Source organism: Microbacterium sp. X-17 (assembly GCF_039615055.1).
On the sequence record NZ_JBDHNI010000001.1, the window covers coordinates 830909 to 855394 of the forward strand.

General features: G+C 71.8%; 29 protein-coding genes and 1 tRNA gene. 15 read left to right on the forward strand and 15 right to left on the reverse strand.

Going from position 1 to position 24486, the window contains the following annotated elements:
- The first annotated feature begins 66 nt into the window (after positions 1-66).
- A complete protein-coding gene (locus ABCS02_RS04065) occupies positions 67-642 on the forward strand; it encodes a hypothetical protein (protein ID WP_345834316.1) in 576 nt (191 codons plus the stop codon).
- A 52-nt stretch (positions 643-694) separates the two neighbouring features.
- Complete coding sequence (locus ABCS02_RS04070) at positions 695-1036, forward strand: YciI family protein (RefSeq protein ID WP_345834317.1); 342 nt, start codon at positions 695-697, stop codon at positions 1034-1036.
- A 10-nt stretch (positions 1037-1046) separates the two neighbouring features.
- On the opposite strand, the gene ABCS02_RS04075 is transcribed toward ABCS02_RS04070, so the two are convergent.
- Complete coding sequence (locus ABCS02_RS04075; protein WP_345834318.1) at positions 1047-1439, reverse strand: hypothetical protein; 393 nt, start codon at positions 1437-1439, stop codon at positions 1047-1049.
- A gap of 285 nt (positions 1440-1724) precedes the next feature.
- Here ABCS02_RS04075 and ABCS02_RS04080 point away from each other — a divergent pair, with 285 nt between their 5' ends.
- Positions 1725-1874 carry a hypothetical protein gene (locus tag ABCS02_RS04080; protein WP_345834319.1) on the forward strand — a complete coding sequence of 50 codons (150 nt, stop codon included), beginning with the start codon at positions 1725-1727 and terminating at the stop codon, positions 1872-1874.
- A 10-nt stretch (positions 1875-1884) separates the two neighbouring features.
- Here ABCS02_RS04080 and ABCS02_RS04085 read toward each other — a convergent pair whose 3' ends face one another.
- A complete protein-coding gene (locus ABCS02_RS04085) occupies positions 1885-2136 on the reverse strand; it encodes a helix-turn-helix transcriptional regulator (protein ID WP_345834320.1) in 252 nt (83 codons plus the stop codon).
- Between the two features lie 89 nt (positions 2137-2225).
- Between ABCS02_RS04085 and ABCS02_RS04090 the strand changes: the two genes are divergently transcribed.
- A complete protein-coding gene (locus tag ABCS02_RS04090) occupies positions 2226-2429 on the forward strand; it encodes a cold-shock protein (RefSeq protein WP_179605267.1) in 204 nt (67 codons plus the stop codon).
- Between the two features lie 197 nt (positions 2430-2626).
- Here the strand turns inward: ABCS02_RS04090 and ABCS02_RS04095 are convergent, their stop codons facing one another.
- On the reverse strand, positions 2627-3709 hold the full coding sequence (locus ABCS02_RS04095) for an epoxide hydrolase family protein (protein WP_345834321.1): 1083 nt from the start codon (positions 3707-3709) through the stop codon (positions 2627-2629).
- Positions 3710-3872: 163 nt separating this feature from the next.
- On the opposite strand from ABCS02_RS04095, the gene ABCS02_RS04100 reads away from it, so the two are divergent.
- Positions 3873-4472 carry a DUF1992 domain-containing protein gene (locus tag ABCS02_RS04100; RefSeq protein ID WP_345834322.1) on the forward strand — a complete coding sequence of 200 codons (600 nt, stop codon included), beginning with the start codon at positions 3873-3875 and terminating at the stop codon, positions 4470-4472.
- 117 nt (positions 4473-4589) lie between these two features.
- Here the strand turns inward: ABCS02_RS04100 and ABCS02_RS04105 are convergent, their stop codons facing one another.
- From ABCS02_RS04105 to ABCS02_RS04115, 3 genes are read right to left on the reverse strand one after another with little or no spacing between them, the layout of a single operon-like run.
- Positions 4590-5303 carry a hypothetical protein gene (locus ABCS02_RS04105; RefSeq protein ID WP_345834323.1) on the reverse strand — a complete coding sequence of 238 codons (714 nt, stop codon included), beginning with the start codon at positions 5301-5303 and terminating at the stop codon, positions 4590-4592.
- Positions 5300-5899, reverse strand: coding sequence for a DUF6114 domain-containing protein (locus ABCS02_RS04110; protein WP_345834324.1), 600 nt, complete (start codon positions 5897-5899; stop codon positions 5300-5302). The genes ABCS02_RS04105 and ABCS02_RS04110 overlap by 4 nt, the downstream gene beginning before the upstream one ends.
- A 23-nt stretch (positions 5900-5922) precedes the next feature.
- Positions 5923-6519 carry a DUF6230 family protein gene (locus ABCS02_RS04115; protein WP_345834325.1) on the reverse strand — a complete coding sequence of 199 codons (597 nt, stop codon included), beginning with the start codon at positions 6517-6519 and terminating at the stop codon, positions 5923-5925.
- 165 nt (positions 6520-6684) lie between these two features.
- On the opposite strand from ABCS02_RS04115, the gene ABCS02_RS04120 reads away from it, so the two are divergent.
- Positions 6685-7275, forward strand: a complete 591-nt coding sequence (locus ABCS02_RS04120; RefSeq protein ID WP_345834326.1) for a TetR/AcrR family transcriptional regulator — start codon at positions 6685-6687, stop codon at positions 7273-7275.
- On the opposite strand, the gene ABCS02_RS04125 is transcribed toward ABCS02_RS04120, so the two are convergent.
- From ABCS02_RS04125 to ABCS02_RS04145, 5 genes are all read right to left on the reverse strand, one after another.
- Positions 7272-7601: a hypothetical protein gene (locus ABCS02_RS04125; RefSeq protein WP_345834327.1), complete on the reverse strand. Its 330-nt coding sequence runs from the start codon at positions 7599-7601 to the stop codon at positions 7272-7274. The two genes, ABCS02_RS04120 and ABCS02_RS04125, sit on opposite strands and share 4 nt — an antisense overlap.
- Before the next feature lie 83 nt (positions 7602-7684).
- Positions 7685-8587, reverse strand: a complete 903-nt coding sequence (locus tag ABCS02_RS04130; protein WP_345834328.1) for a thioredoxin domain-containing protein — start codon at positions 8585-8587, stop codon at positions 7685-7687.
- A 94-nt stretch (positions 8588-8681) separates the two neighbouring features.
- Positions 8682-9950, reverse strand: a complete 1269-nt coding sequence (locus ABCS02_RS04135) for an alpha-hydroxy acid oxidase (protein ID WP_345834329.1) — start codon at positions 9948-9950, stop codon at positions 8682-8684.
- Between the two features lie 10 nt (positions 9951-9960).
- Positions 9961-10674: an FCD domain-containing protein gene (locus ABCS02_RS04140; RefSeq protein WP_345834330.1), complete on the reverse strand. Its 714-nt coding sequence runs from the start codon at positions 10672-10674 to the stop codon at positions 9961-9963.
- Positions 10675-10754: 80 nt separating this feature from the next.
- Positions 10755-12200, reverse strand: coding sequence for an MDR family MFS transporter (locus ABCS02_RS04145; RefSeq protein WP_345834331.1), 1446 nt, complete (start codon positions 12198-12200; stop codon positions 10755-10757).
- An 84-nt stretch (positions 12201-12284) separates the two neighbouring features.
- On the opposite strand from ABCS02_RS04145, the gene ABCS02_RS04150 reads away from it, so the two are divergent.
- The 4 genes from ABCS02_RS04150 to ABCS02_RS04165 all read left to right on the forward strand — a co-directional run bounded on the left by ABCS02_RS04150 (position 12285) and on the right by ABCS02_RS04165 (position 18274).
- Complete coding sequence (locus ABCS02_RS04150; protein ID WP_345834332.1) at positions 12285-12899, forward strand: helix-turn-helix domain-containing protein; 615 nt, start codon at positions 12285-12287, stop codon at positions 12897-12899.
- Positions 12896-14167, forward strand: coding sequence for an MFS transporter (locus tag ABCS02_RS04155; RefSeq protein ID WP_345834333.1), 1272 nt, complete (start codon positions 12896-12898; stop codon positions 14165-14167). The genes ABCS02_RS04150 and ABCS02_RS04155 overlap by 4 nt, the downstream gene beginning before the upstream one ends.
- A gap of 79 nt (positions 14168-14246) precedes the next feature.
- Complete coding sequence (locus tag ABCS02_RS04160; RefSeq protein ID WP_345834334.1) at positions 14247-18011, forward strand: AAA family ATPase; 3765 nt, start codon at positions 14247-14249, stop codon at positions 18009-18011.
- Between the two features lie 92 nt (positions 18012-18103).
- Positions 18104-18274, forward strand: a complete 171-nt coding sequence (locus ABCS02_RS04165; protein WP_345834335.1) for a hypothetical protein — start codon at positions 18104-18106, stop codon at positions 18272-18274.
- Between the two features lie 9 nt (positions 18275-18283).
- Here ABCS02_RS04165 and mscL read toward each other — a convergent pair whose 3' ends face one another.
- From mscL to ABCS02_RS04180, 3 genes are all read right to left on the reverse strand, one after another.
- Positions 18284-18724 (reverse strand): large conductance mechanosensitive channel protein MscL, encoded by a 441-nt coding sequence (gene mscL / locus ABCS02_RS04170; protein WP_345834336.1) that lies wholly within the window; start codon positions 18722-18724, stop codon positions 18284-18286.
- Between the two features lie 61 nt (positions 18725-18785).
- Entirely contained in the window at positions 18786-19136 is a 351-nt protein-coding gene (locus ABCS02_RS04175) for an FmdB family zinc ribbon protein (protein ID WP_345834337.1), read from the reverse strand.
- A gap of 22 nt (positions 19137-19158) precedes the next feature.
- Positions 19159-19743 (reverse strand): 5-formyltetrahydrofolate cyclo-ligase, encoded by a 585-nt coding sequence (locus ABCS02_RS04180; protein ID WP_345834338.1) that lies wholly within the window; start codon positions 19741-19743, stop codon positions 19159-19161.
- A gap of 59 nt (positions 19744-19802) precedes the next feature.
- Here ABCS02_RS04180 and galU point away from each other — a divergent pair, with 59 nt between their 5' ends.
- The 4 genes from galU to ABCS02_RS04200 all read left to right on the forward strand — a co-directional run bounded on the left by galU (position 19803) and on the right by ABCS02_RS04200 (position 22806).
- Complete coding sequence (galU, locus tag ABCS02_RS04185; RefSeq protein ID WP_345834339.1) at positions 19803-20765, forward strand: UTP--glucose-1-phosphate uridylyltransferase GalU; 963 nt, start codon at positions 19803-19805, stop codon at positions 20763-20765.
- A 42-nt stretch (positions 20766-20807) separates the two neighbouring features.
- The gene (locus ABCS02_RS04190) at positions 20808-21470 is read left to right on the forward strand and encodes a GNAT family protein (RefSeq protein ID WP_345834340.1); all 663 of its coding nucleotides are present in this window, start codon (positions 20808-20810) and stop codon (positions 21468-21470) included.
- A gap of 119 nt (positions 21471-21589) precedes the next feature.
- Positions 21590-22675 (forward strand): hypothetical protein, encoded by a 1086-nt coding sequence (locus ABCS02_RS04195; protein ID WP_345834341.1) that lies wholly within the window; start codon positions 21590-21592, stop codon positions 22673-22675.
- 58 nt (positions 22676-22733) lie between these two features.
- A tRNA-Ala gene (locus tag ABCS02_RS04200) sits at positions 22734-22806 on the forward strand.
- Between the two features lie 57 nt (positions 22807-22863).
- Here the strand turns inward: ABCS02_RS04200 and ABCS02_RS04205 are convergent.
- The gene (locus ABCS02_RS04205; RefSeq protein WP_345834342.1) at positions 22864-23463 is read right to left on the reverse strand and encodes a LysE/ArgO family amino acid transporter; all 600 of its coding nucleotides are present in this window, start codon (positions 23461-23463) and stop codon (positions 22864-22866) included.
- A 71-nt stretch (positions 23464-23534) separates the two neighbouring features.
- On the opposite strand from ABCS02_RS04205, the gene ABCS02_RS04210 reads away from it, so the two are divergent.
- A complete protein-coding gene (locus ABCS02_RS04210; protein ID WP_345834343.1) occupies positions 23535-24434 on the forward strand; it encodes a LysR family transcriptional regulator ArgP in 900 nt (299 codons plus the stop codon).
- The last annotated feature ends 52 nt before the right edge of the window (positions 24435-24486 follow it).

The window sequence follows — 24486 nt, forward strand, 5'->3', positions numbered from 1 at the left end:
ATCCGGCGGACCGCTGTGCCAGGCTGTGCAGCGCGCGCCACGGTGGAGCGCGAAGGGGGAACCAGCGTGACCGACGCGACCGACGACCGAGTCCAGCCTGCGCCGGAGGGCGCCGAACAGTCCGTGCCCGCGCCCGTGGACGGCGCGACCCTCCCGACGTTCGAGCCCTTCACAGCGCCGGCGCCCCACCCCTTCACCCAGTCCGAGCGCGTCGGCCGCGGCATCGCGCTCGCGCTGCTCATCATCCCGGCCGGGGTCATCGTCTGGACCGTCCTCTGGAATATCGGCTTCATCGCCTCCATCGTCACGTGGGGTGTCGCGGTCGGCGCCGTCTGGCTCTACCGGACGGGGTCGAAGGCGCGGGTCACCCGCGCGGCGTTCTGGGGCATCATCGCGATCGTCGCCGTGACCATCGTGCTGTCCCTGCTCGCCGGGATATTCACCGACCTCGTCGCCGCCCTGAAGATCCCGCTCGGCGACGCCCTCACCGACGACCGGGTGTGGGGCCTGTTCTGGGACAACCTGTTCACCAACGGGGACATGTGGCAGTCCCTCCTGCCCTCGGTGCTGCTGGCCCTGCTGTTCGCCGTGCTCGGCTGCTTCACCACCCTCCGCCGGGCCTCCCGGGAGTCGCGCGCCTGACGTGCCGCGAGTAGAGTCGCGCCCGTAGTCCCGACCGCGAGGGAGTCGTGCGATGACCAAATTCATGATCTCGTTCCCCAGTGGAGCGATGCACATCACCGAAGAGGAGCTGCCGGCGGTGTCCGACGCCTCCCACGCGGTGATCCGGGATGCGCAGGAGGCCGGCGTCTACGTCTTCGGCGGCGGCATCGACGAGGCGGTCGGCGCGGTGATGGTGTCCGGCGACGGCACGGTCTCACCGGGGACGTATCCCGAGACGCGGCTGCTGGACGGCGGGTTCACCATCCTCGACCTGCCGACCCGCGACGCGGCGCTGGAGTGGGCGGCGAAGATCGCGGCGGCGTGCCGGTGCGACCAGGAGGTCCGCGAGTTCCAGTACGACCCGATGTCGTAGGCCGCGCGAGTCAGCCCGCCAGCGCCTCCGAGTCGAAGTAGCTCTCGTTGAAGTGGGCGAGCGCTTCGCCCCACGTCCCCCCGGCGTCCTCGATGGCCCGCGCCTCGTCCAGTGCCGCCACGGTGGCGAGCGGGACGGCCAGTCCGTGCTCGGCCAGGTCGAGCACCGACTCGACCGGCTGACCGGGGTCCTCCGTCTCGACGGTGGCGAGGTGCTCGTAGACGTCGGGCGCGAGCTCGCGCAGCGCCTCGCCGATCAGGTCGCCGCGCTCGGTCCCCTCGGCGTCCCAGGTGAACCGGACCAGACCGTCGGCCGGGAACGCGTAGCGATGCCGTTCGCCTGCCGCGGCGACCGCGTGGTCGAGGGCGGCGCGCACAGCGGCGGGGGCGATGATGTCCGTCATAAGGCTCTCCTTCGTGGCGTCGTTGTCAGCGTGTTCGGGCCTCGGTGCACCGCCGACGGGCAGCGGGTTCCGTGATTCTGGCACGAGCGGACCACCCCCAGGAAGGGGGCAATCGGGAATGTCGGCAAACTCTGGGGGAACAGTTCCTGTCCGTCGCCGGCCCCCGGCGGTCTCCAGGTTGGCGACGGAGAAGCCGCGAGTGGATGGACGCGGTGTCGATTCGCGCGCGGACATTGGACGCGGTGTCGATTCTGACGCCGCGGCCGCGCGCCTAGCATCCTTGACATGACCGCCATCGTCGACGAAGACCGGACCCGGGTTCACCCCGCAGAGGGAGCGCACACCGGTGCGCCCCTCGGCGGCACGCTCGGGATGGGCGGACTCGGCGGCGGCTTCCGCAGCGACGCCGACGTCGTCATCCTCGGCTACGACTGAGCCGGCCCGCTCAGGAGGCCTCGTCGTCCATCGTCGCGGACACGCCGTGCAGCAGCTCGCCCGGCCGGCACTCCAGCACGTCCGCCAGGTGCACGAGATTCAGCACCGTGGGCATGATCGTGCCCCGCTCGATCCGCCACAGTGTGTGCTCCTGGAGCTCGGCGCGCCGGGCCAGCTCGTCCAGTGTGTAGAGCAGCCGTTCCCGCCGTCCGCGGATGTTCTCGCCGATCCGGCCGGCCACCGCGTTACTTTCCGAGTGCACGCGATGAATGCTAACAAGCCGTCGGAGAGTAGCCTGGCAGTGCCGTGCGCTCGATCGAGCGCTCGGAGAAGACGACGAAGGAAGAAACGATGGCTACAGGCACCGTCAAATGGTTCAACGCAGAGAAGGGGTACGGGTTCATCGCCCCGGATGACGGCAGTGCCGACGTCTTCGCCCACTTCAGCGAGATCTCCTCGCAGGGCTACCGCACGCTGGAGGAGAACCAGAAGGTCGAGTACGACCTGACCCAGGGGCCGAAGGGGATGCAGGCCTCCAACATCCGCCCGCTCTGACACCGCTCAGACTGAGAGTTCCGGTTTCCCGCTGAGCGGGAAGCCAGGCGATGGCCCGACCTGCCACAGGCCGGGCCATCGCCCACCGGGAATGCAGTACTGCCGCCCGTCCCCTTACGGTTCGGCCTGCCATCCGGTTGCTTAGTGCACACATTATGCGTGCCCTACCGGTTGTCAACCGGGTTGCGGCACGGATTTCAGCGGACCTCGGCCTCCAGTGCCAGGATCGCCTCCGCGACGGCGCCGGGGTTCTCCCATGCCGTGAAGTGCCCACCCTGCGTCAGCCTCGCGAACGAGCGGATGTCGGCGTAGCTCTTCTCGGCGAGCGAGCGCGGGTACGCGGCCTCGTGGGTCTGGATGAGGATGCTCGCCGGCGCCTGGACGACCCGGTGGAGGTCGTCGTCGTCCGGCGACTCGCTGTACGGCCGGAAGCTCGTGCCGATCGAGCGGGTGACCCAGTACACCATGACGTTCGTGAGGATGTCGTCGGAGTCGAACGCCGACAGTCCGTCGCCGTCGCTCCAGGCCGCGACCTTCTCGGCGATCCACGCCAGGAGGCCGCTGGGGGAGTCGATGAGCGCCGCCGCGAGCGTGTCCGGCCGGGTGCCCATCTGGTGCGCGTACCCGGACTCGGCGGGCGTCGCCACCGAGGCGAGGAAGGCCCGCTCGGCGTCGTCGAGCTCCACACCGGGCCGGCTGCGCCCGGAGAACGACGCGTGGCTTGCCACGATGCCCGCGACCGCGGGATGCGCGCCGGCCAGCCAGTCGCTGACGCCCGCCCCGACGTCCTCCCCGTAGGTCAGGTAGCGGTCGTAGCCGAGGTGGGTCGTCAGGAGCGCATCCCAGCGGTCGGCGACGGCGGCGGACGAGAAGCCGGACGGGAGGACTCCCGAGAAGCCGTAGCCCGGCAGGGAGGGGACCACGACGTCCAGCTCGCCGTCGAGCGCGTCGACCAGCGGCAGCATGGTGGCGAACGAGTACGGCCAGCCGTGCGTGACCACGACCGGGAGGCGGCCGGGGCGGCGTCCGCGGGCGACGACCACATGGATGTCGCAGCCGTCGATCGGCACAACGAACTGCTCGAAGCGGTTCAGCCGCCGCTCGGCCTCCCGCCAGTCGTACCCGTGCCGCCACCGTTCGACCAGGCCGCCCAGCACCTCGGGCGGGATGCCGCGCGACCAGTCCGGCCCCGGCGTCCTCCCGGGCAGGATGGTCGCGCGCAGACGGCGGTCGAGGTCGGACAGGACATCGTCGGGCACAGCGATCCGGAACGGCTCCATGCGCTCACGCTATCCGCACCCTCCGACGCACGCCCCGCACGCCCGAACCACCGCCGAGGGGCACGTAAACGCCCCTAAAAGGCGGTTTTAGGGGCGTTTACGTGCCCCTCGGCGGGTGAAGCGGTCGCTGGAGGGGGAGCGGGCGCCGTCGTAGGCTGGCGGTATGGCCGACGACAGCCTGCGCCCCGATCCCGACGCGAAGGTGGAGGCCGCGCGCTACCGCCTGCGCCGCGAGGCCGAGGCGCGCGGCGAGGAGGTCGAGGAGGCCAACGCCGGCCAGCCGACGATGGACCAGCGTGCGCACGTGATCGAGAACGCGATCCAGCAGGCGATCCGGCGCGGCGACTTCGACGACCTCCCCGGCGCGGGCAAGCCGCTGCCCGGGCTCACCGGCACGCACGACCCGGACTGGTGGATCCGCCGCAAGATCGAGCGCGAGCAGCTCACCGGCCTCGGCCCTCCCGCCCTCACGCTGCGCACCGAGCACGCCGAGTTCGACGCGACGCTCGACCGGCTCGCCTCCGAGCGGGCGGTGCGCGACCACGTGGCCGACTTCAACCGCCGGGTGGTGAACGCCCGGCGGCAGCTCCAGGGCGGGCCTCCCGTCGTCACGCCCACCCGCGACGCCGACGAGGAGGTCGCGCGCTGGACCGAGCGCCGCGACGCCCGCCTCCGCGAGGCCGAGGCGACCCGCCGCGCCGAGGCGGAAGCCCTCGCCGCCCTCAGCCGCCGCGAGCGTCGCCGCCTCCGCAAGGCCCGCTGACCCGAAGCGGGGTGGGGGGCCCCCCCCCCCCCCCCCCCCCGCCGCGGGGGGGGGGGCCCCAACACGCCGCTCCGCGATCCGCGAAGCGGCGTGTTGCGACCCCACAGCGGGAGGGGGCTACTCCGAGAGGTGCTGCTTCGTGTTCGTGTAGACGATCGAGTCCGCAGTGGCGCCGACGAGGCCGAGGGTGACCCGCAGCAGCTGGGGCGGCAGGCCGCTGTTCGGCGGCGGCGTCGACGCGCCCAGGGTGAGCGGCGTGCCGTCCGGGAGCGTTGCGGTCGCGGAGTCGAGGTAGACCTGGACGTTTCCGCTCAGCGTCATCGTGTCCGCGGTCGTGAGCAGCACCGGTCCGGTCTGCTTGCGGACGTTGAGGCTGAAGCCCTGGATCGTGATGGTGTCCGCCGAGATCTTGATCACCGGGATGCGGCTGCCGTCCGCCATCGGGACCGTCACGACCGTGGCGCCCTTGAGCCCGGTGAACGACAGCGAGTTGCTGCCGAGCTGCGCGGGCGGCTGGGTGAAGACGGGCGCCGCTCCGTCCGGCGAGGCGGGCGTCGGCGCCGGGGTCGGCGTCGCGGTGCCGGTCACGGGCGTGCCCGGCGCGCTCGGGAGACCGGGCAGCGGCAGTCCGGGGGAGGGCGCGCCCGACGACGGCGACGGCGAGGGCGTCGGGGACGACGGGTCGCACGAGGCGAAGATCGGCAGGCAGAGGGAGGCCGGCGCCGCGGCGTGCGAGGCCGGCGCCGGGGTCGCGCCGATCCCGGTCAGCGCGCCGGCCAGCGCGAGACCTGCCGCCAGGGCGACGCCGCCGGGTCCTCTGCGGGCCGTCACGCGGTCTCCTCCGCAGAGTCGTCGGCGGGCGTCCCCGCACGGCGGCGACGGCCACGCGGACGCCGTTCGCCGCGCTGCTCCAGCGGCATCCAGGCCACCGTCAGCACGCCGCCGACGGTGCTCAGCAGCATCCCGATGAAGAAGCCGCCGAGGTTGACGCCGACGAGCGAGTACACCGCGATGGCGAGCGCGATCACGCCGTAGAAGATCCGGTGCGCGGGCATCGCGACGGCCAGGACGCCGAGCAGCACGAGCAGGATCGGGATGATCGTCGCCTGCAGCCCCTCGATGCCGAGCTGGACGTGGATGCGACCGATGTCGAGCTGTCCGGAGAAGAACATCTCGATGCCGCCGAGCGCGGTCAGCAGTCCGCCGACGAACGGGCGGTGCTGCCGCCAGTCGCGGAACCGTTCCCAGGCGCTCCGGTCGTCGGAGGGGATGGCCTCCGCGTCATCCTCGGACAGCGCTGCGTCGTCAGACGGCGTCAGCAGCGCCGACACGTCGGACGCGGAGGACTCGGCCGCCACCGGCTCGAACGCCGACGTCGGCTCCGCGGTCTCCCGATCCTCGGGCATGCCGGCCTCCGGCTCGATCATCGCGTGCCTCGTCCCCGGGCGGCTCAGAAGCATCCCTTCGATCCGTCCGTCAGCTGCACGTGCATGCCGGTGAGGGTGAAGACCGAGGCCTGCGTGCTCCACGCGGTCTGCTGCAGGTGCGAGATGGTCACTGTGTCGGAGTCCTGCGCGAAGTCGCCCGCGCTGCCCTTGGCGGCCGTGTTGACCGTCGAGGCGTCGACGCCGATGCGGATGTTGTGGAACTCCGCGTCGCCCGCGAGGTCGGTCATGCCGATCTGGAGGTCGGAGGCGCTGGCCGGGTTGCCGCCGCCACCCGCCGTGATGAGGATGCCGACCTTGCCGAGAGGCGTGTCCGAGACGACCGACTGGCAGAGGTCGGCGAGCGTGGCCGACTTGATGTTGGCGATCGCGACCTGGTGCTGCTTGCCCGAGGTGTCGGGCGCGACGCCGGCGTACTGCGAGAAGCCGGTGCCGTCGAGCTTGGACGCGCTGATCTGGAACTGGCTGCCGGAGACGGCGAACGAGACCGGGACGGCCCCCTGAGCGACCCCGGCCATCAGCACGGTGGAGACCAGCGCGACGGGCACGGCGGCGAGCACGATGCGTCCGGCGTGGGAGCCGGCGAGCTTGCGGAACTTCATCGATCCTCCTGTTCGGGGGCTTGACAGCGACTGTGCGGTCGTTCCCAGGTCGAGAGTAGACGCTATTGACCGATTGTCAATAGTCGGCCGAAAGGGGGACGGACTGAACGTTCCGGTCGTCGCGCCGTGCCTGCCGCCGCGCGGGAGAGCGCCTAGGCTCGATCCATGGACACCGATCGGCGTACCCGGCTGACCCCGGAGGAACGCCGTGCCCAGCTCGTCGCACTCGGCGTCGCGCACCTCGCCGACCAGCCGCTGGACACCCTCACCATCGAGGAGCTGTCGGCGCGGGCCGGGGTGTCGCGCGCGCTCCTGTTCCACTACTTCGGGTCGAAGCAAGGCCTGCACCGCGAGGTCGTCCGCACCGCGCGCGACAGCATGCTGCACGCCACGGAGCCCGTGCCCGCGCTGCCGCCGCGCGAGCGCCTGCGCGACACCCTGACGCGGATCGTCGCGTTCGTGCGCGACCACAGCGGCACGTTCTACTCGCTGGTCCGCGGCGTCGCGAGCGGCGACGAGGAGGTGCGCGTCGTGATCGAGGAGGCCAGGGCCGAGCAGGCCGATCGCATCCTCGCGGTGTTCCTCGAACTGGGCGCGACGGACACCCCGCTGCTGCGGATCGGCCTGCGCTCCTGGATCGCGTTCGCGGAGGACGTGCTGGTGTCGAGCGCGATCGGCACCGACATCCCCTCCGGCGACATCGTCGCCTTCCTGGAGCGCAGCGCGAACGGGGTGGTGGAGGCGGTGCCCCGCTAAATCCCTTCCTCGTCCAGGTCGTCCTGGGTGAGCACCCCGTCCTCCGGGTTCCCCTCCGGATCGTGCTCGTCGTAGTAGGGCTCGGCCTCCCGGGACTGTCCACCGGTCGGTCCGTCGTTGCCGTCGCCCGGGCCGTCCCAGACCGTCTCGCCGGCCACGCCGTCGGTCGTCACGAGCTCGTCGGCGAAGTCGGCCTCGGCGATCGGGTCGTCCAGCGCGTAGTCGACCTCGCCGTCGCCTGGGTCTACCCAGCCGGCCGTGTCACCGGCGTCGGAGTCGCCGATCTCCGGCTCGTCCGCGCCGTCCTCCGGAATGCGGTCGTCCATCCTCGTCCCCTCTCCTGCTGTCCGGCTGTTCGGGCCGAACGTACACCCGCGCGCGGGGGCTGCAGGAGAGGGGACGGGGGCGACTACTTCGGGAAGCTGTAGGTGCCGCTGGAGCCGGCGTCCTTGACAGCCGCCTGGACGAAGGCCGCGAACTGGGAGGCGTCGGTGAAGCCGCCCTGGTAGCGCTCGCCGTTCACGAACACGGTCGGGGTGCCGAAGCTGCCGGTCGACGGGTTCTTGAGCTGGGAGTTCGCGACCGCCTCGTTCGTGCGGTCGGTGACGAACTTCGAGAACGTCTGCTTGTTCACACAGTCCGTGACCGCGGAGGAGCTGACGCCCCCGCTCTTGAACAGCGACAGCATCTTGGCGTTGGTGAGGCCGGAGCCGGTCTGCTCGTCCGGCTGGTTGGCGAACAGCGCGCTGTTGAGGTCGAAGTACTTGTCCGGCTCGTAGTTCGCCACGCACGACATCGCCGCAGCGGCGCGGGTCGAGTACTGGTTGTTCGTGCTGGAGTCGAGGATCGCGATCGGGTGGATCTCGAGCGTCGCCGAGCCGTCCGCCATCCACTGCTTCATCTGCGGGGAGTTCGTGGTCTCGAACTGGTCGCAGTAGGGGCACTGGTAGTCGAGCCAGATCTGGATGTGCGCGGTCTTGCCGTCGAGCGTCTGCTTCGTCGGCGTCGGCTTGGCGCCCGGCGCGATCGCCGGGGTGGTGACCGCCTTGTCGGACGCGGTGAGCTGGATGCCGCCGCTCAGCATGTTCTTCGGGTTGGCGACGCTGGTGGTTCCGCCGACGCTGGTGAAGATGATGACGCCGATGACCGTGAGCACCGCGATCACGCCGACGATCACCGAGCTCTGCACGATGATCTTGCGCCGCTTGGCCTTCTTCGCGGCCTCCTCGCGCATCCGGCGAGCGGTCTCGCGCGCCTCGGCTCGGCGATCGTTCTTCGTCGGGGTCGTGGCGCCTCTGCCCGTAGCAGCCATTCAGGTCATTCCATTCGAGAAAGGGGGACGGTATCCGAGAAGCAAGCGTATTGGCAAAAGCTTTGGATGCGCCGAGCACCCGCTGGAGTCCTGGTCAGACGCGGGCGCTCGCGCCGGCCGACGCGCCCGCCGACGCGACCGGGACCAGGCGCTGCAGCTGCGTCACGTGCCCCGGCGTGAGGTCGGCGAGGGTCGGCACCTCCAGCAGCTTCATGGTGCGCACGACCTGGTCGCTGAGGATCTGGATGGTGCGGTCCACGCCCGCGCGGCCGCCCGCCATCAGCCCGTACAGGTACGCGCGGCCGATCAGGGTGAACTTCGCGCCGAGCGCGTACGCGGCGACGATGTCGGCGCCGTTCATGATGCCGGTGTCGATCGCGACCTCGGTGCGGTCGCCGACGGCCTCCACGACCTTCGGCAGCAGGTGGAACGGGATGGGCGCCCGGTCGAGCTGGCGGCCGCCGTGGTTGGAGAGCACGATGCCGTCCACGCCGAGGTCGACCAGCTTCTGCGAGTCCTCGACATTCTGCACGCCCTTGACCACGATCTTGCCCGGCCACATGCCCCGGATGACGTCGAGGTCCGCGAAGCTGATCGACGGGTCCATGGCCGAGTCGAGCAGCTCGCCGACGGTGCCGCCGGTGGAGGACAGCGACGCGAACTCCAATTTGGGCGTGGTGAGGAAGTCGTACCACCACCACGGCCGCGGGATCGCGTTGACGATCGTGCCGAGGGTGAGCTGCGGCGGGATGGAGAACCCGTTGCGCTTGTCGCGCAGGCGCGCGCCGGCGACCGGGGTGTCGACCGTGAAGAAGAGGGTGTCGAAGCCGTTCGCGGCCGCGCGGCGCACGAGCTCGTAGGAGATCTCCCGATCGCGCATCACGTAGAGCTGGAACCAGTTGCGGCCGGTCGGGTTGGCCGCCTTCACGCCCTCGATGGAGGTCGTGCCGAGCGTCGACAGCGTGAACGGGATGCCCGCGGCGCCCGCGGCTCCCGCACCGGCGACCTCGCCCTCGGTCTGCATCAGCCGGGTGAAGCCGGTCGGCGCGATCCCGAACGGCATCGCGGACGGGCCGCCCCAGATCTCGCACGAGGTGTCGACCGTCGACACGTCGCGCAGGATCGACGGGTGGAACTCGATGTCCTGGAACGCCTGGCGCGCGCGGGCCAGCGACAGCTCGCCCTCGGCCGCGCCCTCGGTGTAGTCGAAGGCGGCCTTCGGCGTGCGGCGCTTGGCGATCGTGCGCAGGTCCTCGATCGTGAGCGCGGCGCTCAGCCGGCGCTTCTTGGCGTCGAGCTCCGGCTTCTTGAACGACAGGAGCTCGAACAGCTCGGCGGGCTTGGGGAGTTGGCGGGTGACCATGTTCGTGTGCCTAACGTGCGTCGGTGGACGGGGTGGGTGCGTCGCGGTAATAGCCGCTGATGTGGTCGTGGACGCGGGTGCGCGCCGCCGCCGGGTCGCCGGCGTCGATGGCGTCGATCACGCCGCGGTGCTCGGCGCGGAGCCGGGCGGCCATGGCCTCCCAGTCGGGGATGCGCTCGGCGCCCGCGAGCACGTAGCCCTCGATCGAGCTGCGGAGGCCGGCCATCATCGTGGCGACGACGGCGTTGCCCGCCGCCTCCGCGAGCGCGAGGTGGAACTGCGCGTCGAGCGCCAGGAACTCCTGCGCCGTGAGGGCGGGGTCCTCCATCGCGTCGAGGAGCTGGCGGGTGTCGGCGAGGCCGGCGGAGCCGCGCTCGGCGAGCTCGCCCGCGACCGACGACTCCAGCAGCAGTCGCGTGCTGACCACATCGGCGACCGGGAACCCGCTCGCGGCGACCTGGAGGCGCATCAGCGCCTGCATCCCGCCGAGCGGCCGCGCGACGATGATCGCACCGGAGCTCGGCCCGGAGCCGGTCTGGGTGCGCACGAGGCCCATCGCCTCCAGCACCCGGATGGCCTCGCGGACGCTGGAGCGCGCGACGCCGAACTCCACGGCCAGCGCGCGCTCGGGGGGCAGGTGGTCGCCTGGCCGCAGCCGGCCGTCGACCAGGCGCTCCTCGATGCGGGCGAGCACGCTCTCCCACGCCTTCGGCTCGGTCGTCATCGTCGGCTCCTCATGTGGTCGGACCATATGGTCAGACCACACGATAGCATGCGTTCGGAGAGCGTCGAGGGGAGGGGCGATCAGTCGGCGGCGGCGGGCGCGCGCCCGAACTCCACGTCCTCCACGCGCGAGCGCGGCATCGCGACACCCGCCACGATGGTCAGCGCCGCGACGACGGCCACCGCCGTGAACACCGCGGTCGACGCGCCCTGCACGGCCGTGGGCGAGTGCGCCCCGCCCGTGCTGGAGAGGATGATCGCGTTCGCGATGGCGCCGAAGACCGCCACGCCCACCGCGCTGCCGATCGACCGGGCGAACATGTTGGTCCCGGTGACCACGCCGCGCTCGCTCCAGGCGACGCTGGACTGCGCGGCGATCAGTGTCGGTGTCGCGACCAGTCCCATCCCGAGGCCGACGACGAAGCAGCTCACCGCCACGAAGAGCACGCTCGGGTGCACGCTCGTGGCGGCCAGGATGATCGTCCCGAGGATCGCGATGCTGGTGCCGAGCAGGGCGGTGCTGCGGAAGCCGATCCGCAGGTAGAACCGTCCGGAGATGCTCGCCGCGATCGGCCAGCCGAGCGTCAGCGCGGCGACCGCGAGGCCGGCGACCAGCGGGGGAGCGCCGACAGTCGCCTCCAGATAGGTCGGCACGTACGAGGTGAGCCCGATCAGGATGGCGCCGATGCCGAGCGAGATGAGCGTGGTCGTCACCAGCAGCCGGCGCGAGAACACCCACAAGGGCATGACCGGCTCGGCGGCGCGGCGCTCAACGAGCGCGAAGGCGACCAGCAGGAGGGCGCCGAGCGCGAACGCGCCGATGCTCCAGACCGAGTCCCAGGCCCAGGCCTGGCCGCCCTCCAGCACCGCGAGGATGAGCAGCGACATCCCGGCGGTCAGCAGCACGGAACCGGCGTAGTCGATCCGGTGCTTCTTGGGCTCGATGCTCTCGTGGAAGCTGCGGATCAGCATCCACGCCGCCAGGATGCACAGCGGCACGTTGACGAAGAAGATCCACCGCCACGACAGGAACTGCGAGAACAGCCCGCCGAGGGTCGGGCCGACGACGGAGGAGATCGCCCAGACGCTCGCGAGGTAGCCCTGGGTCTTGGCGCGCTCGGCCACCGTGTAGATGTCGCCGGCGATCGTCATCGACATCGGCTGGATGGCGCCGGCGCCGAGCCCCTGCAGCGCGCGGAAGGCGATCAGCGCCGGCATGCTCCACGCGAAGCCGCAGAGCACCGAGCCCAGGAAGAACAGGCCGATGCCGGCCAGGACGATGGGCTTGCGCCCGACCGTGTCGGACAGCTTGGCGTAGACCGGCACGGAGACCGCCTGCGCCAGCAGGTAGATGGAGAACAGCCACGGAAACTGCGCGAAGCCGCCCAGGTCGCGCACGATCGAGGGGACGGCGGTGGCGAGGATGGTCGCGTCGATCGCGACCAGTCCGGTCGTCAGCATGAGTGCGATCAGGATCGGCCCGCGTTCGGAACGGAAGCCGACGCTCGCCCGGGAGATGTCGTTCATCTCTGTGAACAACAGCCCCCGGTCGGGATCATTCCCCTCCCGCCCGACTTGACGTGAAAGAAACGAGCGCGCACAATCTGAAACATGTCTTTCACATCGGATGGTCGCCCGGAGAACCGCCGCACGGTCACCGACCCGCGGGCACTCCGGGCGCTCGCGCACCCGCTCCGGCTCGCGCTGCTCGACCACCTGATGTCGTTCGGCGCGAGCACCGCGAGCGACTGCGCCGAGGCCGTCGGCTCGACGCCCTCCAACTGCAGCTACCACCTGCGCGCCCTCGCCAAGTTCGGACTCGTGGAGCGGGTGGAGGCCGAAGACGGCCGCGAGCGCCCCTGGCAGTCCACCGCCACCGGGCTCACGCTCGGCCGCACGGAGGACCCGGCCGCACAGTTCGGCGTCGACACCGTCGAGCGCTTCTTCGCCGATCACCAGATCGACGAGGACGCCGCCCGCCTGCACCGGGCGATCGCGCAGCGCGACAGCGTGCCGGAGGCCTGGCGGGAGGCGAGCATCCTCTCCGGGTACGCACTGCGGATCGCGCCGGATGAGCTCCGCCAGCTGGGGGAGCGGCTGGACGCGCTCATCCGCCCGTACATCGCGCTCACCCGCTCGGACGCCCCGGACGACAGCGCCGTGGTCGTGCTGAACCTCAACGCGTTCCGGCACCCGGATGAGAAGGACGAGGCGACGGAATCATGAGCCGCTCCCCGCTCCTCCGCCGCGACTACGCGCTGATCTGGTCGGCGGGCCTCGTCTCCGACACCGGCGACTGGCTGCTGATGATCGCCCTGCCGCTGTTCGCGTTCTCCGCGACCGGCTCTGCGCTCGGCGCCTCGACCGTGTTCCTCGCCGAGCTCATCCCGATGCTGCTGGCCGGCACCTTCCTCGGCGTCCTGGTCGACCGCTGGGACCCGCGGCGCACCATGATCGCGACCGCGGTCCTCCAGGGGCTCGCGCTGCTGCCGCTGCTCGCCGCCGGCCCCGACCGGATGGGCATCGTCTACGCGGTCGCGGCGGTGGAGGCCTGCCTCGGCGCGGTGATGAACCCGGCCCGCCAGTCGATGGTGCCGCGCCTGCTGAAGCCCGACGAGCTCGGCCGCGGCAACGCGCTGCTCGCGATCAGCGACAACCTCGCCCGGCTGGTCGGCTCGCCGCTCGGCGGTCTCGCGTTCGCGGTGTCCGGCCTCCCCGGCGTCGTGATCGTGGATGCGGTGTCGTTCGTCGTGACCGCCGTGCTCGTGGCCTTCACCCACCCGCTGCCGCCGCGCGTGCCGGAGCCGGGGGAGGAGTCCGCTCCCGCCGTCGAGCGCCGCCTGCTGCGGGAGTGGGTGGAGGGCATCGCCACCATCGTCCGGAGCCGCGAGCTCGCGACCGTCGCGGTCATCGCCGTGATCGGCAGCGTCGCGCAGGGCGTCTTCCTCGTCCTCTTCATCGTCTACGTCACCGAGAACCTGCACGCCGGGGACACCGAGGTCGGCATCCTGCGCGGCGTGCAGGCGATCGGCGGCGTGCTCGGCGGCCTCGTCGCCGGGCTGCTCGTGCACCGGGTCGCCCCGCGGTGGCTGATCGGCGCCGGCTACCTGGTGTTCGGCGCGCTCTCGCTGCTGACCTGGAACCTGGCGCCGGTGACCACGGCCGTCTGGGTGTACGCGGGGCTGTTCATCGCGATGGGCCTGCCCGCGGTCGCCACCGAGACGGGCGAGATCACCCTCGTGCAGACCGTCACGCCGCGCGCGGCGCTCGGCCGGGTGATCGCGGCGGTGAGGACGGTCTCCGGCGCGGCCCAGGGCGTCGGCCTGCTGGTGGCCGGGCTCGTCGCGGCCTCGGTCGGCACGGTGCACGTGCTCGATGTGCAGGCCTCCCTCTATCTCCTGTGCGGTGTGCTCGCGCTGCTGTTCCTCGGCGGCCGCCGTGCGACAGGGGAGGCCGTGCCGGAGCCGGCCGCCTGCCGGGCGACGCCGTCCTGACGCCCGCCCGACGCGGCGACTTGGCGCGAAACCCGGCCGATTGCCAGACGTTTCGCGCATCGGCACGTAGGGTGTCGGTGTGTGGCGACTGGATAGGAAGAGCGAGGACGACGACGACATGACGTCCGACGTGCTGGAAGGCGACGCCCTGCGCCCGGCCGCCAACACCACCTCTCCGCACACGCTCAGCCTCGGCGAGGCCGGTCTCGTGGCCGGCAACATCGCCGAGCCGGTGTGGGCGCGCTGGCGCGAGGAGATCGCGGCGATCGGCGGCGACTCCCCGCTGCTGCACTTCGAGGACAGCCCGCGCACGCGCATCGAGCTGAGCACGACGCATCCCGGCGGCCTCCCGCAGTTCATCACCGGCCAGAGCACCCTGCTCTCCAGCCTGATCCGCGACGAGCTCGCGCTGCGCACGGCGCGGGCGGCGGCCAACGCGATCACGGCGAAGGGGATCGAGTTGCGCTCGGTGCGCGGCATCGAATCCGTACATCTTGCGATCGGGCTCGCCCAGTGGCGGCACGGCACCGACGAGTTCATGGCGCCGATCCTGCTGCGCCCGATGGCGATCCGCCGCTACGGCCGGGACTTCGAGCTGAAGCTCAAGGGCCAGCCGTTCCTCAATCCCGAGCTGTCGCGTGCGCTGGCCGAGCAGTTCCAGATCACGCTCGACGCGAGCGCGTTCGTCGCGCTCGCCCTGGACAACGGCGCCTTCAAGCCGCAGCCGGTGATCGACCGCCTGCGCGGTCTCACCTCGCACCTGCCCTGGTTCAACGTCCAGCCCCGCCTCGTGGTGTCGTCCTTCGTGGACGTCGCGCCCGCGCTGCGCGCCGAGGCCGACGACCTGGACACCACGATCCTCGACGCGCTGGCCGGCAACCCGACCGCGCGCACCACGATCGAGAGCGCCTTCAGCCCCGCTCAGCCCGTCCGCCAGGACGAGCGGCCGCCGGCCACCGACTCCCTGCTGCTCGACGCCGACGAGGCGCAGGAGAACGTCGTCGCCCAGATCGCCGCGGGCAACTCCCTGGTCGTGAAGACCCTCCCCGGCACCGGCGGCACGCAGACGGTCGTCAACGCCGTCGGCGCGCTGGTCGCGCAGCACAAGCGCGTCCTGGTCGTCGGCCCCCGGCGCTCCAGCCTGGAGGACATCGCCCAGCGGTTCGCGAAGGTCGGCCTGCCCGGCGTCGCCGTCACCCCGCGGAGCCTGCGTCGCGACCTGATCCAGGCGATCGGCCGCAACGAGAAGGCCGAGCAGCCGCGCGTCACCGACGTGGACGACGCGCTCGTCCGCCTCCGCAAGGTGCTGCTGGACTACCGCGCGGCACTCGCCCGGCGCGACCCCGTCCTGCACGTCTCGGTGCTCGACGCCCTGCGTGAGCTGTCCCGGCTCGCGCTGCTGCCCGCGCCGCCGTCGACGACCGCGCGCCTCAGCCGGGCGTCCATCGAGGCGCTCGCCTCCGGGCGCGACGGAGCGGCCGACGCGCTGATCCGCGCCGCCCGCCTCGGCGAGTTCCGCTACGGCCCCAACGACTCGCCCTGGTACGGCGCCTCCTTCGGCACCACCGAGGAGGGCAAGTCGGCCCACGACCTCGCCAAGAAGCTCAGCCGCGCCGAGCTGCCGCGCCTCCTGGACCGCGCCAAGGCGCTGATCGGCCAGACCCGGATGCGGCCGTTCGAGTCGATCGCCGAGCTCGGCGTCTACCTGCGGCTGCTGCTCGACGTGCGGGAGACGCTCGACCGCTTCACGCCGGCCGTGTTCGACCGTTCGATCTCCGAGCTGATCGCCGCCACCTCCTCGCGCCGCGAGTCGCCCGCGATGTCTGGCGCGAACCGCCGCCGGCTGCGCAAGCTGGCTCTGGAGTACGTGCGCCCCGGCGTGCACGTCACCGACCTCAACGAGGCGCTGCGCCGCATCCAGCAGCAGCGCATCCTCTGGAACCGGTTCGCCGTCGCCGGCGTCGTGCCCGAGGTGCCCGTGGGCATCGCGGACGTTCAGGTCGCCTACCAGCGCGTCGCGGAGGACCTCGCCCGGCTCGACATCCCGCTGCGCCGCGTCGGGACCCCGCAGTCGCTCGCGGCCCTCCCGGTCGAGGAGCTGACCCGCCAGGTCGCCGGCCTCGCCGCCGAGTCCGAGGTGCTCGCCAACCTGCAGGAGCGCACCGCGCTGCTCGGGCAGCTCCGCGAGCGCGGGCTGGACCCGCTGCTGTCCGACCTGTCCGTCCGCCACGTGCCCGAGTCGCAGGTGAGCGCCGAGCTGGAGCTGGCCTGGTGGCAGTCGGTGCTGGAGGCGCTGCTGGCCTCCGACCGCGCCCTCCTCAGCGGCAACACCAGCGTGCTGGACCGGCTGGAGGCCGACTTCCGCCTGGTGGACGAGGCCCACGCCTCCGCCACCGGCAAGCAGCTGGCCTGGATGCTCGCCGAGACCTGGAAGATCGGCATCGTGGACTGGCCGGAGGAGGCCAAGGCCCTCAAGAAGCTGCTCACCACGAGCGCCCCCACCGCCGCGACGCTCAACGCCGCGGCCCCGCACCTCGCGCGCCCGCTCGCGCCGGTCTGGCTGGTCTCGCCCTACGAGGTCCCGAGCATCGACGCCGAAGTCGCGTTCGACACCGTCGTGCTCATCGACGCCGGCGCCTCCAGCCTCGCCGAGAACATCCCCGCGCTGCGCCGCGCCCGCCAGGTCGTCGCGTTCGGCGACCCGGTGACCCAGACCCCGTCCCGCTTCGACGTCGGCGTGCACGAGTACGGCACGACGGTGGAGACCGCGGACGTGGACTCCCTGCACGCCGACTCCGCCCTCTCCCGGCTCTCAGAGCTGCTGCCCGTCTACACGCTGGCCCGCAGCTACCGCGCCGGCGGCGAAGACCTCGCCGAGCTGGTCAACCGCCGCTTCTACGGCGGCAACATCGACTCCCTCCCGTGGGCGGGCACCTACCTCGGGCACGGTAGCCTCGCCCTCCACTACGTCACCGGCGGCCAGGGCATGCCAGACACCGACACCGGCGCGGTGGAGAGCACCGACGCCGAGGTGGCGAAGGTCGTCGAGCTCGTGCTGCGGCACGCCACCGACCGGCCGCGCGAGTCGCTGATGGTCATCACCGCGAGCGAGCGCCACGCGGTCCGCGTCAACCAGGCGGTGCTGTCCGCGTTCGCCAAGCGGACCGAGCTGGCCGACTTCATCCTGGGCGACCGGCCGGAGCCGTTCTCTGTCGTCACGCTGGAGCAGTCCGTCGGCCAGAGCCGCGACCGCGTGGTGTTCTCCATCGGCTACGGCCGCACCCCGCACGGCCGCCTGCTCTCCAACTTCGGCGCGCTCGCCGAGCCGGGCGGCGACCGGCTGCTCGCGGTGGGCATGACCCGCGCCCGCCGCGGCATGGACATCGTCTCCTGCTTCCGCCCCGACGACATCGACGAGTCCCGGATGCGCCACGGCATCGCCGCCCTCGCGCAGGTGCTGGGGGAGGCCGACCAGCTCCAGGCCGCCGTCCCCGAGTACCTGAGCCCGGACGCCGACCCGATGGTGGTGGACCTCGCCAAGCGCCTGGCCCGCCGCGGCCTCGACGTGCAGATCGGCTACCGAGGCAAGCTCACGCTGGTGGCGTCCAACGCCGGCCGCGCGGTCGTGGTCGAGACCGACGACGACGTGAACCGCGGCAGCCTCCGCGAGTCGCTGCGCCTGCGCCCCGACGTGCTCCGCCGCCTGGGCTGGCACTACCTCCGCGTGCACAGCTTCGAGCTGTTCGCCGACCCCGACACGGTCGCATCCCGCATCGCGCGGCTCATCGGCGCCACCGACGAGGCGAGCACCGAAACCGCCCCCATCACGTTGCCGCAGCTCTGACGCGCCGACATTCGTGCCGAATGGCGCTTCTGGCGCCGTCATTCACGCCATTCGTGCCGAATCGCCCGCGGGGCGGCGGGTACGCTGGAGGGGTGAGTCAGCAGCCCGACGACCAACGCCCCGCGCGCCGCTCCCGCCGCGTGCAGCGCGCGGGCGCGCCGGGCGCCGACCCCACGCCGCACGTCCCGGAGCGCGACCGCGAACAGGGCGCCTTTTCCTCCAACGACGAGCAGCTGCGGCGGGACGTCCCGCCCCACTATTGACCCCGCGCCCTACGGCAGCGGGTCGGCGTGCTTGCCTGCGTTCGCCGTCGGGGGCGCCTGCTGGGCCTTCAGGAGGTCGCGGATCTCCGTGAGCAGGTCGAGGTCGGTGACCGGGGCGTCCGGCTCCACGACGCCCTTCTTGCGGAGGCGGTCCGCGCGCTCCTTGATCTTGTTGATCGGGAAGACGAAGACGAAGTAGACCACGACCGCGACGATCAGGAAGTTGATGATCGCGCCGAGGATCGCGCCGAACTTGATGCTCGAGCCGTTGATGGTGACCACCATCGCGTGGCTGAGCTCGCTCTGCTTGAAGAACGCGCTGATCACGGGGTTGATCAGGTTCGTCACGATCGCCGTCACGACCGCGGTGAACGCGGCGCCGATGACGACCGCGACCGCCAGGTCGAGCACGTTCCCACGGAGGATGAACTCTCTGAAGCCTTTGAGCATGACCGGTCCTTTCGCCAGGTGGATGGAACTGGTGGTGCTGTGCGCCCGGGAGGGCGCGGGATCAGGCTGCGGAGCCCGACGACGCCGACGAGCCGGAGCCCGACGAGCCGGAAGAGGAGGAGGACGAGCCAGAAGAGGACGAGCCCGACGAGGACGACGAGCCCGAGCCCGACGAAGACGACGAAGAGGACCCCGACGAGGGCGACCCCGACGACGCCCCTCCCGTCTTCGCCCCGCCGCGCGAGTCCGTCCGGTAGAACCCGGACCCGTTGAATGTCACGCCGACCGCCCCGAACACCTTGCGCAGCGTGCCGCCGCAGTTCGGGCAGACCGTGAGCGCGTCGTCGGTGAACGCCTGGTGGATGTCGAAGGCGTGGCCGCAGTCGCGGCACGAGTAAGAGTAGGTCGGCATGGTCTTCCGTGTGCTGGGTGGGTCAGGTGAACTGGACGATGCGGGTGGGGGTGACCGCGCCGTCGACCGGCTGATCGTGCCGCTCGCGCGGGACCTCGTCCACGAGCTCGCCGTCGAACACGACGGCGTACACCGGGGGACATTTTTCCATGCTGCCGAGCGTCTTGTCGAAATAGCCCCGGCCCCAGCCCATGCGCATCCCGGTCGCGTCGACGGCGGCGGCCGGCACGAGGATGAGGTCGACGTCGTTGATCGCGATCGGCCCGAGCAGCTCGCCGACGGCCTCCGGCATCCCGTAGAGCCCCTCGGTCTCGGTCTCGCCGTCGCCGGTCGTCCAGTCGAGGAGGCCGTCCTCGCGGGAGACCGGGAGCAGCACCCGCAGCCCCTGGGCGACGGCCCAGTTGACGAACGGCCGGGTGTCCGGCTCGATCGTCGTCGACAGGTAACAGGCCACGGAGCGGGCCGAGAGGTCCGTCGTCAGGTCGACCAAGTTCCGGGTGATTCCGGCGGCAGCAGCCTGCCGCTCCGTGCTCGTGAGGTTCTGCCGGCGCTCGCGCAGCTCGGCGCGCAGGGCGCGCTTGCGATGGGCTGCTGTGTCGGTCTCCATAGCGCAATCCTAGAAGATCACCCCGGGACCCCGGTCGAAATGCGGATACTGTGGGCGCTATGGCTACTCACGTGACGAAAGCAGTGATCCCCGCAGCAGGCCTCGGCACCCGGTTCCTCCCGGCGACGAAGGCCATGCCGAAAGAGATGCTGCCGGTCGTCGACAAGCCGGCCATCCAGTACGTGGTCGAGGAGGCCGTCGCCGCGGGCCTCCACGACGTGCTCATGGTGACCGGGCGCAACAAGAACGCGCTCGAGAACCACTTCGACCGCAACGCCGAGCTGGAGGACACGCTCGAGAGGAAGGGCGACACCGACCGGCTCGAGAAGGTGCACTATTCGACCTCGCTCGCCGACCTCCACTACGTGCGCCAGGGCGACCCGAAGGGGCTCGGCCACGCCGTGCTGCGCGCCAAGATGCACGTCGGCCGCGAGCCGTTCGCCGTGCTGCTCGGCGACGACATCATCGACTCGCGCGACGACCTCCTGCAGCACATGCTCGACGTCCAGCGCAAGTACAACGCCACCGTCGTCGCGCTGATGGAGGTGCCGAGCGAGTCCATCCACCTGTACGGCGCCGCCGCGATCGAGGAGACCGGCGACGACGACGTGGTGCGCATCACCGGCCTGGTCGAGAAGCCGGACGCCGACAAGGCGCCCTCCAACTACGCGATCATCGGCCGCTACGTGCTGCGCCCGGAGGTCTTCGACGTCCTGGAGCGCACCGAGCCGGGCCGAGGCGGCGAGATCCAGCTGACCGACGCCCTGGAGGCGATGGCCCAGGCGCCGGACTGGACGGGCGGCGTCTACGGCGTCGTCTTCCGCGGCCGCCGCTACGACACCGGCGACCGCCTCGACTACATCAAGGCGATCGTGCAGCTGGCGGTCGACCGCGAGGACCTCGGCCCGGAGCTGCGGCCGTGGCTGAAGGAGTTCGCCGACGGCCTCCACGACGAGCCCCGCGAGATCCTGGACGAGATGCCGACCGACGCGGCTGACGCGTCGGAGGGCGTTAACCGCTAGCGTTCTATCTGCGGCGAACGGTTGCCGCAGAAGGAGGACGCCGTGGCGTTCGTCATCCCCACGCTGAGCGAGGGACGGATCGCACTGCGACCGATCCGACTGAGGGACGCGCGCGCCCTGGAGCGTTCGCTGCTCGACAACCGGTCCTGGCTGCGGCAGTGGGAGGCCACGAGTCCCTACTCGCCCGGCGCGTTCGACACGCGCGCCAGCATCCGCTCCCTGCTCGCGAACGCGCGGGCCGGGCACGGCCTCCCGTTCATCGTGGAGTACGACGGCCGGCTGGCCGGCCAGCTCAACGTGTCGTCGGTGACCTACGGCTCGCTCTCCAGCGCCACGATCGGCTACTGGATCGCGGAGGAGTTCGCCGGCCGCAACATCACCCCGACCGCCGTGGCGCTGGCGACCGACTACTGCTTCTACCAGCTCGGCCTGCACCGCATGGAGATCTGCATCCGCCCGGAGAATGCGCCGAGCCTGCGCGTGGTCGAGAAGCTCGGCTTCCGCTACGAGGGACTGCGGCGGCGCTACATCCACATCAACGGCGACTGGCGCGACCACTTCTGCTTCGGCCTGGTGTCGGAGGAGCTGCCGCAGGGCGTGCTGCGGCGCTGGATGGACGGCGAGGCGCCCGCGGAGGCCGCCGCGGTGACCGCGGAGGACCGTGCGGCGGCGGCCATCCCGCTGCCGGTGGCCCGGCGGCACTGAGCCTGGCGACGCTCGGTGCGTGCCGCACGCCGGTCGAACGCACGCTGAGAGTCCTCTCCATCGAAGACACACCCGGGCGCGTCCCGGGACGCCGACCGGCCGACCCCTACCGTAGGAGCATGACTGGGGATGTGATGGGCGGAGGGGTCGTCGTCGCCATCGCGGCCGCCCTCTGGCTGGCCTACCTCGTCCCGGTGTGGCTGCGTCGCCGCGAGTACCTGGCGACCGAGCGGAACGCCGTGCGCCTGCAGCAGACGCTGCGCATCCTGGCCGAGACGAGTGAGCTTCCGGACGAGGTTCGCATGGAGGCGACCGCCAAGACGGTCGCGGAGCAGCAGCGGATCCTCCGCAGATCGGAGGAGAGGCGTCTGGCCTCCGCGCGCGCGGAGGCCGCCGCCCACGCCCGCCGCGAGCTGGCCGTCGCCGAGGAGCGCCGTCAGGCCGCGGAGGAGGCCGAGCGCGCCGCCGCCGAGGCCATCGCGGTGGAGCGCGCGTCCCGTGCGGCAGCGGCCCAGCGGGCACGTGAGCTGGCGGCGCTGAACGCCCGCCCGGTGCTCTCGCCCCAGCGCCGTCGCCGGCTGCGCCGTTCCCGCGCCCTCTGCACCCTCCTCATGGTCGCCGGCCTGGTCGGCGCCGCCTCCGGCGGAGCGCTGCTGCTCGCGACCGGCGCGTGGCTGCTCGCCGCCGCGTCCGCCACGGTCACGGTGGCCGCGCTCGCGATGCTCAGCCGCCTGTCCCGCTCGGCGAACGCCATGCCCGCGCCCGTCCCGTTCATCCCGGCCGCGCCCGCGTCGCCCGCGCTGTACGACGACGCCAAGCACGACCTCCCGGTACAGGAGGCCCTGCGCCAGAGCTGGACGCCGCAGCCGCTCCCGAAGCCCCTGCACCTGTCGCCCGGGACCGTGGCCGCCGCCGCGATGGCGTCGGTGGACGCCGCCGCCGAGCTGCGTCGCATGGCCGCCCGCGCGGAGTTCGAGAGGAAAGCGACCGCCGTCGCCGAGGCCGCGCCCGCCGCTCCCGCGCCCGTGCGGCTGCGCCCGGTCGCGGTCGTGCAGGAGGCTGCGCCCGTCGTGTCCCGCCCGGCTCCCGCGCCCGTCGCGGAGGCCGCTCAGAGCGTGTACTCCAGCATGGGGATCGTCGGCTCGGTCGACGACGGCGCCCTCGACCTGGACGCCGTCCTCCGCCGCCGTCGGGCCGCCAGCTGAGCCCCGCTCGATTTCGAATCGACACCGCGAGGGTGCTATTGTTTCTAAGCAATCCCCCGGGGCTATGGCGCAGTTGGTAGCGCGCTTCGTTCGCATCGAAGAGGTCAGGAGTTCGAATCTCCTTAGCTCCACCGGAAGGAAAAGGACCGCCAGGAATGGCGGTCCTTTTCGTTGGCGGCGGTGTCGTCTCAGACCACCAGCATGATCGCGAGCACCAGCATGAGCACCGCGATCCCCGCGTCCAGCACGCGCCAGGCCACCGGCCGCGCGAACACCGGCGCCGCCACCCGTGCCCCGAACCCGAGCAGCAGGAACCAGAGCAGGCTCGCCGTCGCCGCACCCGCGCCGAACACCCAGCGGCCCGGGTCGCCGTGCGTCGCCGACAGCGAGCCGAGGAGGAGCACCGTGTCGAGGTAGACGTGCGGGTTCAGCCAGGTGATCGCGAGGCAGGTGGCGATCGCCGCGGCGAGCGTGCCGCCTCCCGTGGTCGCGGCCGTGAGCGTGCTCGGGCGGACGGCGCGGACGGCGGCGTACACCGCGTAGCCGACCAGGAACGCGAACCCCGCCCAGCGCACGATCTGGAGTGCGAGTGGGGCGGCCTTCACCAGCGTCCCGATCCCGGCGACGCCCGCGGCGATCAGCAGCGCGTCGCTCACGACGCAGATCGCGACCACGGCGAGCACGTGCTCGCGGCGGAGGCCCTGCCGGAGGACGAACGCGTTCTGCGCGCCGATGGCGACGATGAGGGCGGCGGCGGAGCCGAGGCCGGTGAGGTAGACGGAGAGCACCATTCGACGATAGGGATGCGCGCGCCATCAGTACAGCTTGATTTCCTTACGAACCATTAGCATTGCTGACGATGGATGCCTCGACCGATCAGCTCCGCACGCTGGCCGCGGTGGTCGACCACGGCACCTTCGACCGCGCCGCCGCGGCCCTCCACATCACGCCCTCTGCGGTCAGCCAGCGGATCAAGTCGCTGGAGGAGCAGAGCGGACGGGTGCTCGTGCGGCGCAGCAAGCCGATCCAGGCCACGGAGGCCGGCGCCGTCCTGCTGCGGCTGGCCCGCCAGGTCGCGCTGCTGGAGGCGGAGGCGGCGGCCGAGCTGGAGGGCGGCGACGGGGCGGCAGCGACCCCGATCCCGCTGGTCGTCAACGCGGACTCCCTCGCGACCTGGGTGCTGCCCGCGCTCGCGACCGTGCCCGGCGCGGTGTTCGACATCGTGCTCGACGACCAGGAGCACACCATCGGCCGGCTCCGCGACGGGACCGCGATGGGCGCGATCGGCTCCGACTCCGAGCCGGTGCAGGGGTGCACGGTCACCGCGCTGGGGGCGATGCGCTACCGCCCGCTCGCCAGCCCGGCCTTCGTGGAGCGCTGGTGCCCGGACGGCTGGACGGCGGAGCGGGCCGCGGTCGCTCCGATGCTGGTCTACAACCGCAAGGACGCCCTCCAGGACCGCTACGTGGCCGCCTTGGCGCCGGGAGCGCACCCGCCGCGGCACTTCGTCCCGGCGTCCACGGAGTTCGTCGGCGCCGCGGTGCTCGGGCTGGGGTGGGGGATGATTCCCGACCTGCAGGCCGACCCGCTCGTGGCCGACGGCCGGCTGGTGGTGCTCGACCCGGGAGGCGCGGTGGACGTGCCGCTGTACTGGCAGCAGTGGTCGCTGCACTCGGCAGCGCTCGACGCGGTCGCCGCCGCCATTACGCGCGCCGCGGCCGCCGCGCTGCGCCCCACCCACCCGCCGAGGGGCACGTAAACGCCCCTAAAACGCGCTTTTAGGGGCGTTTACGTGCCCCTCGGCGGACGTT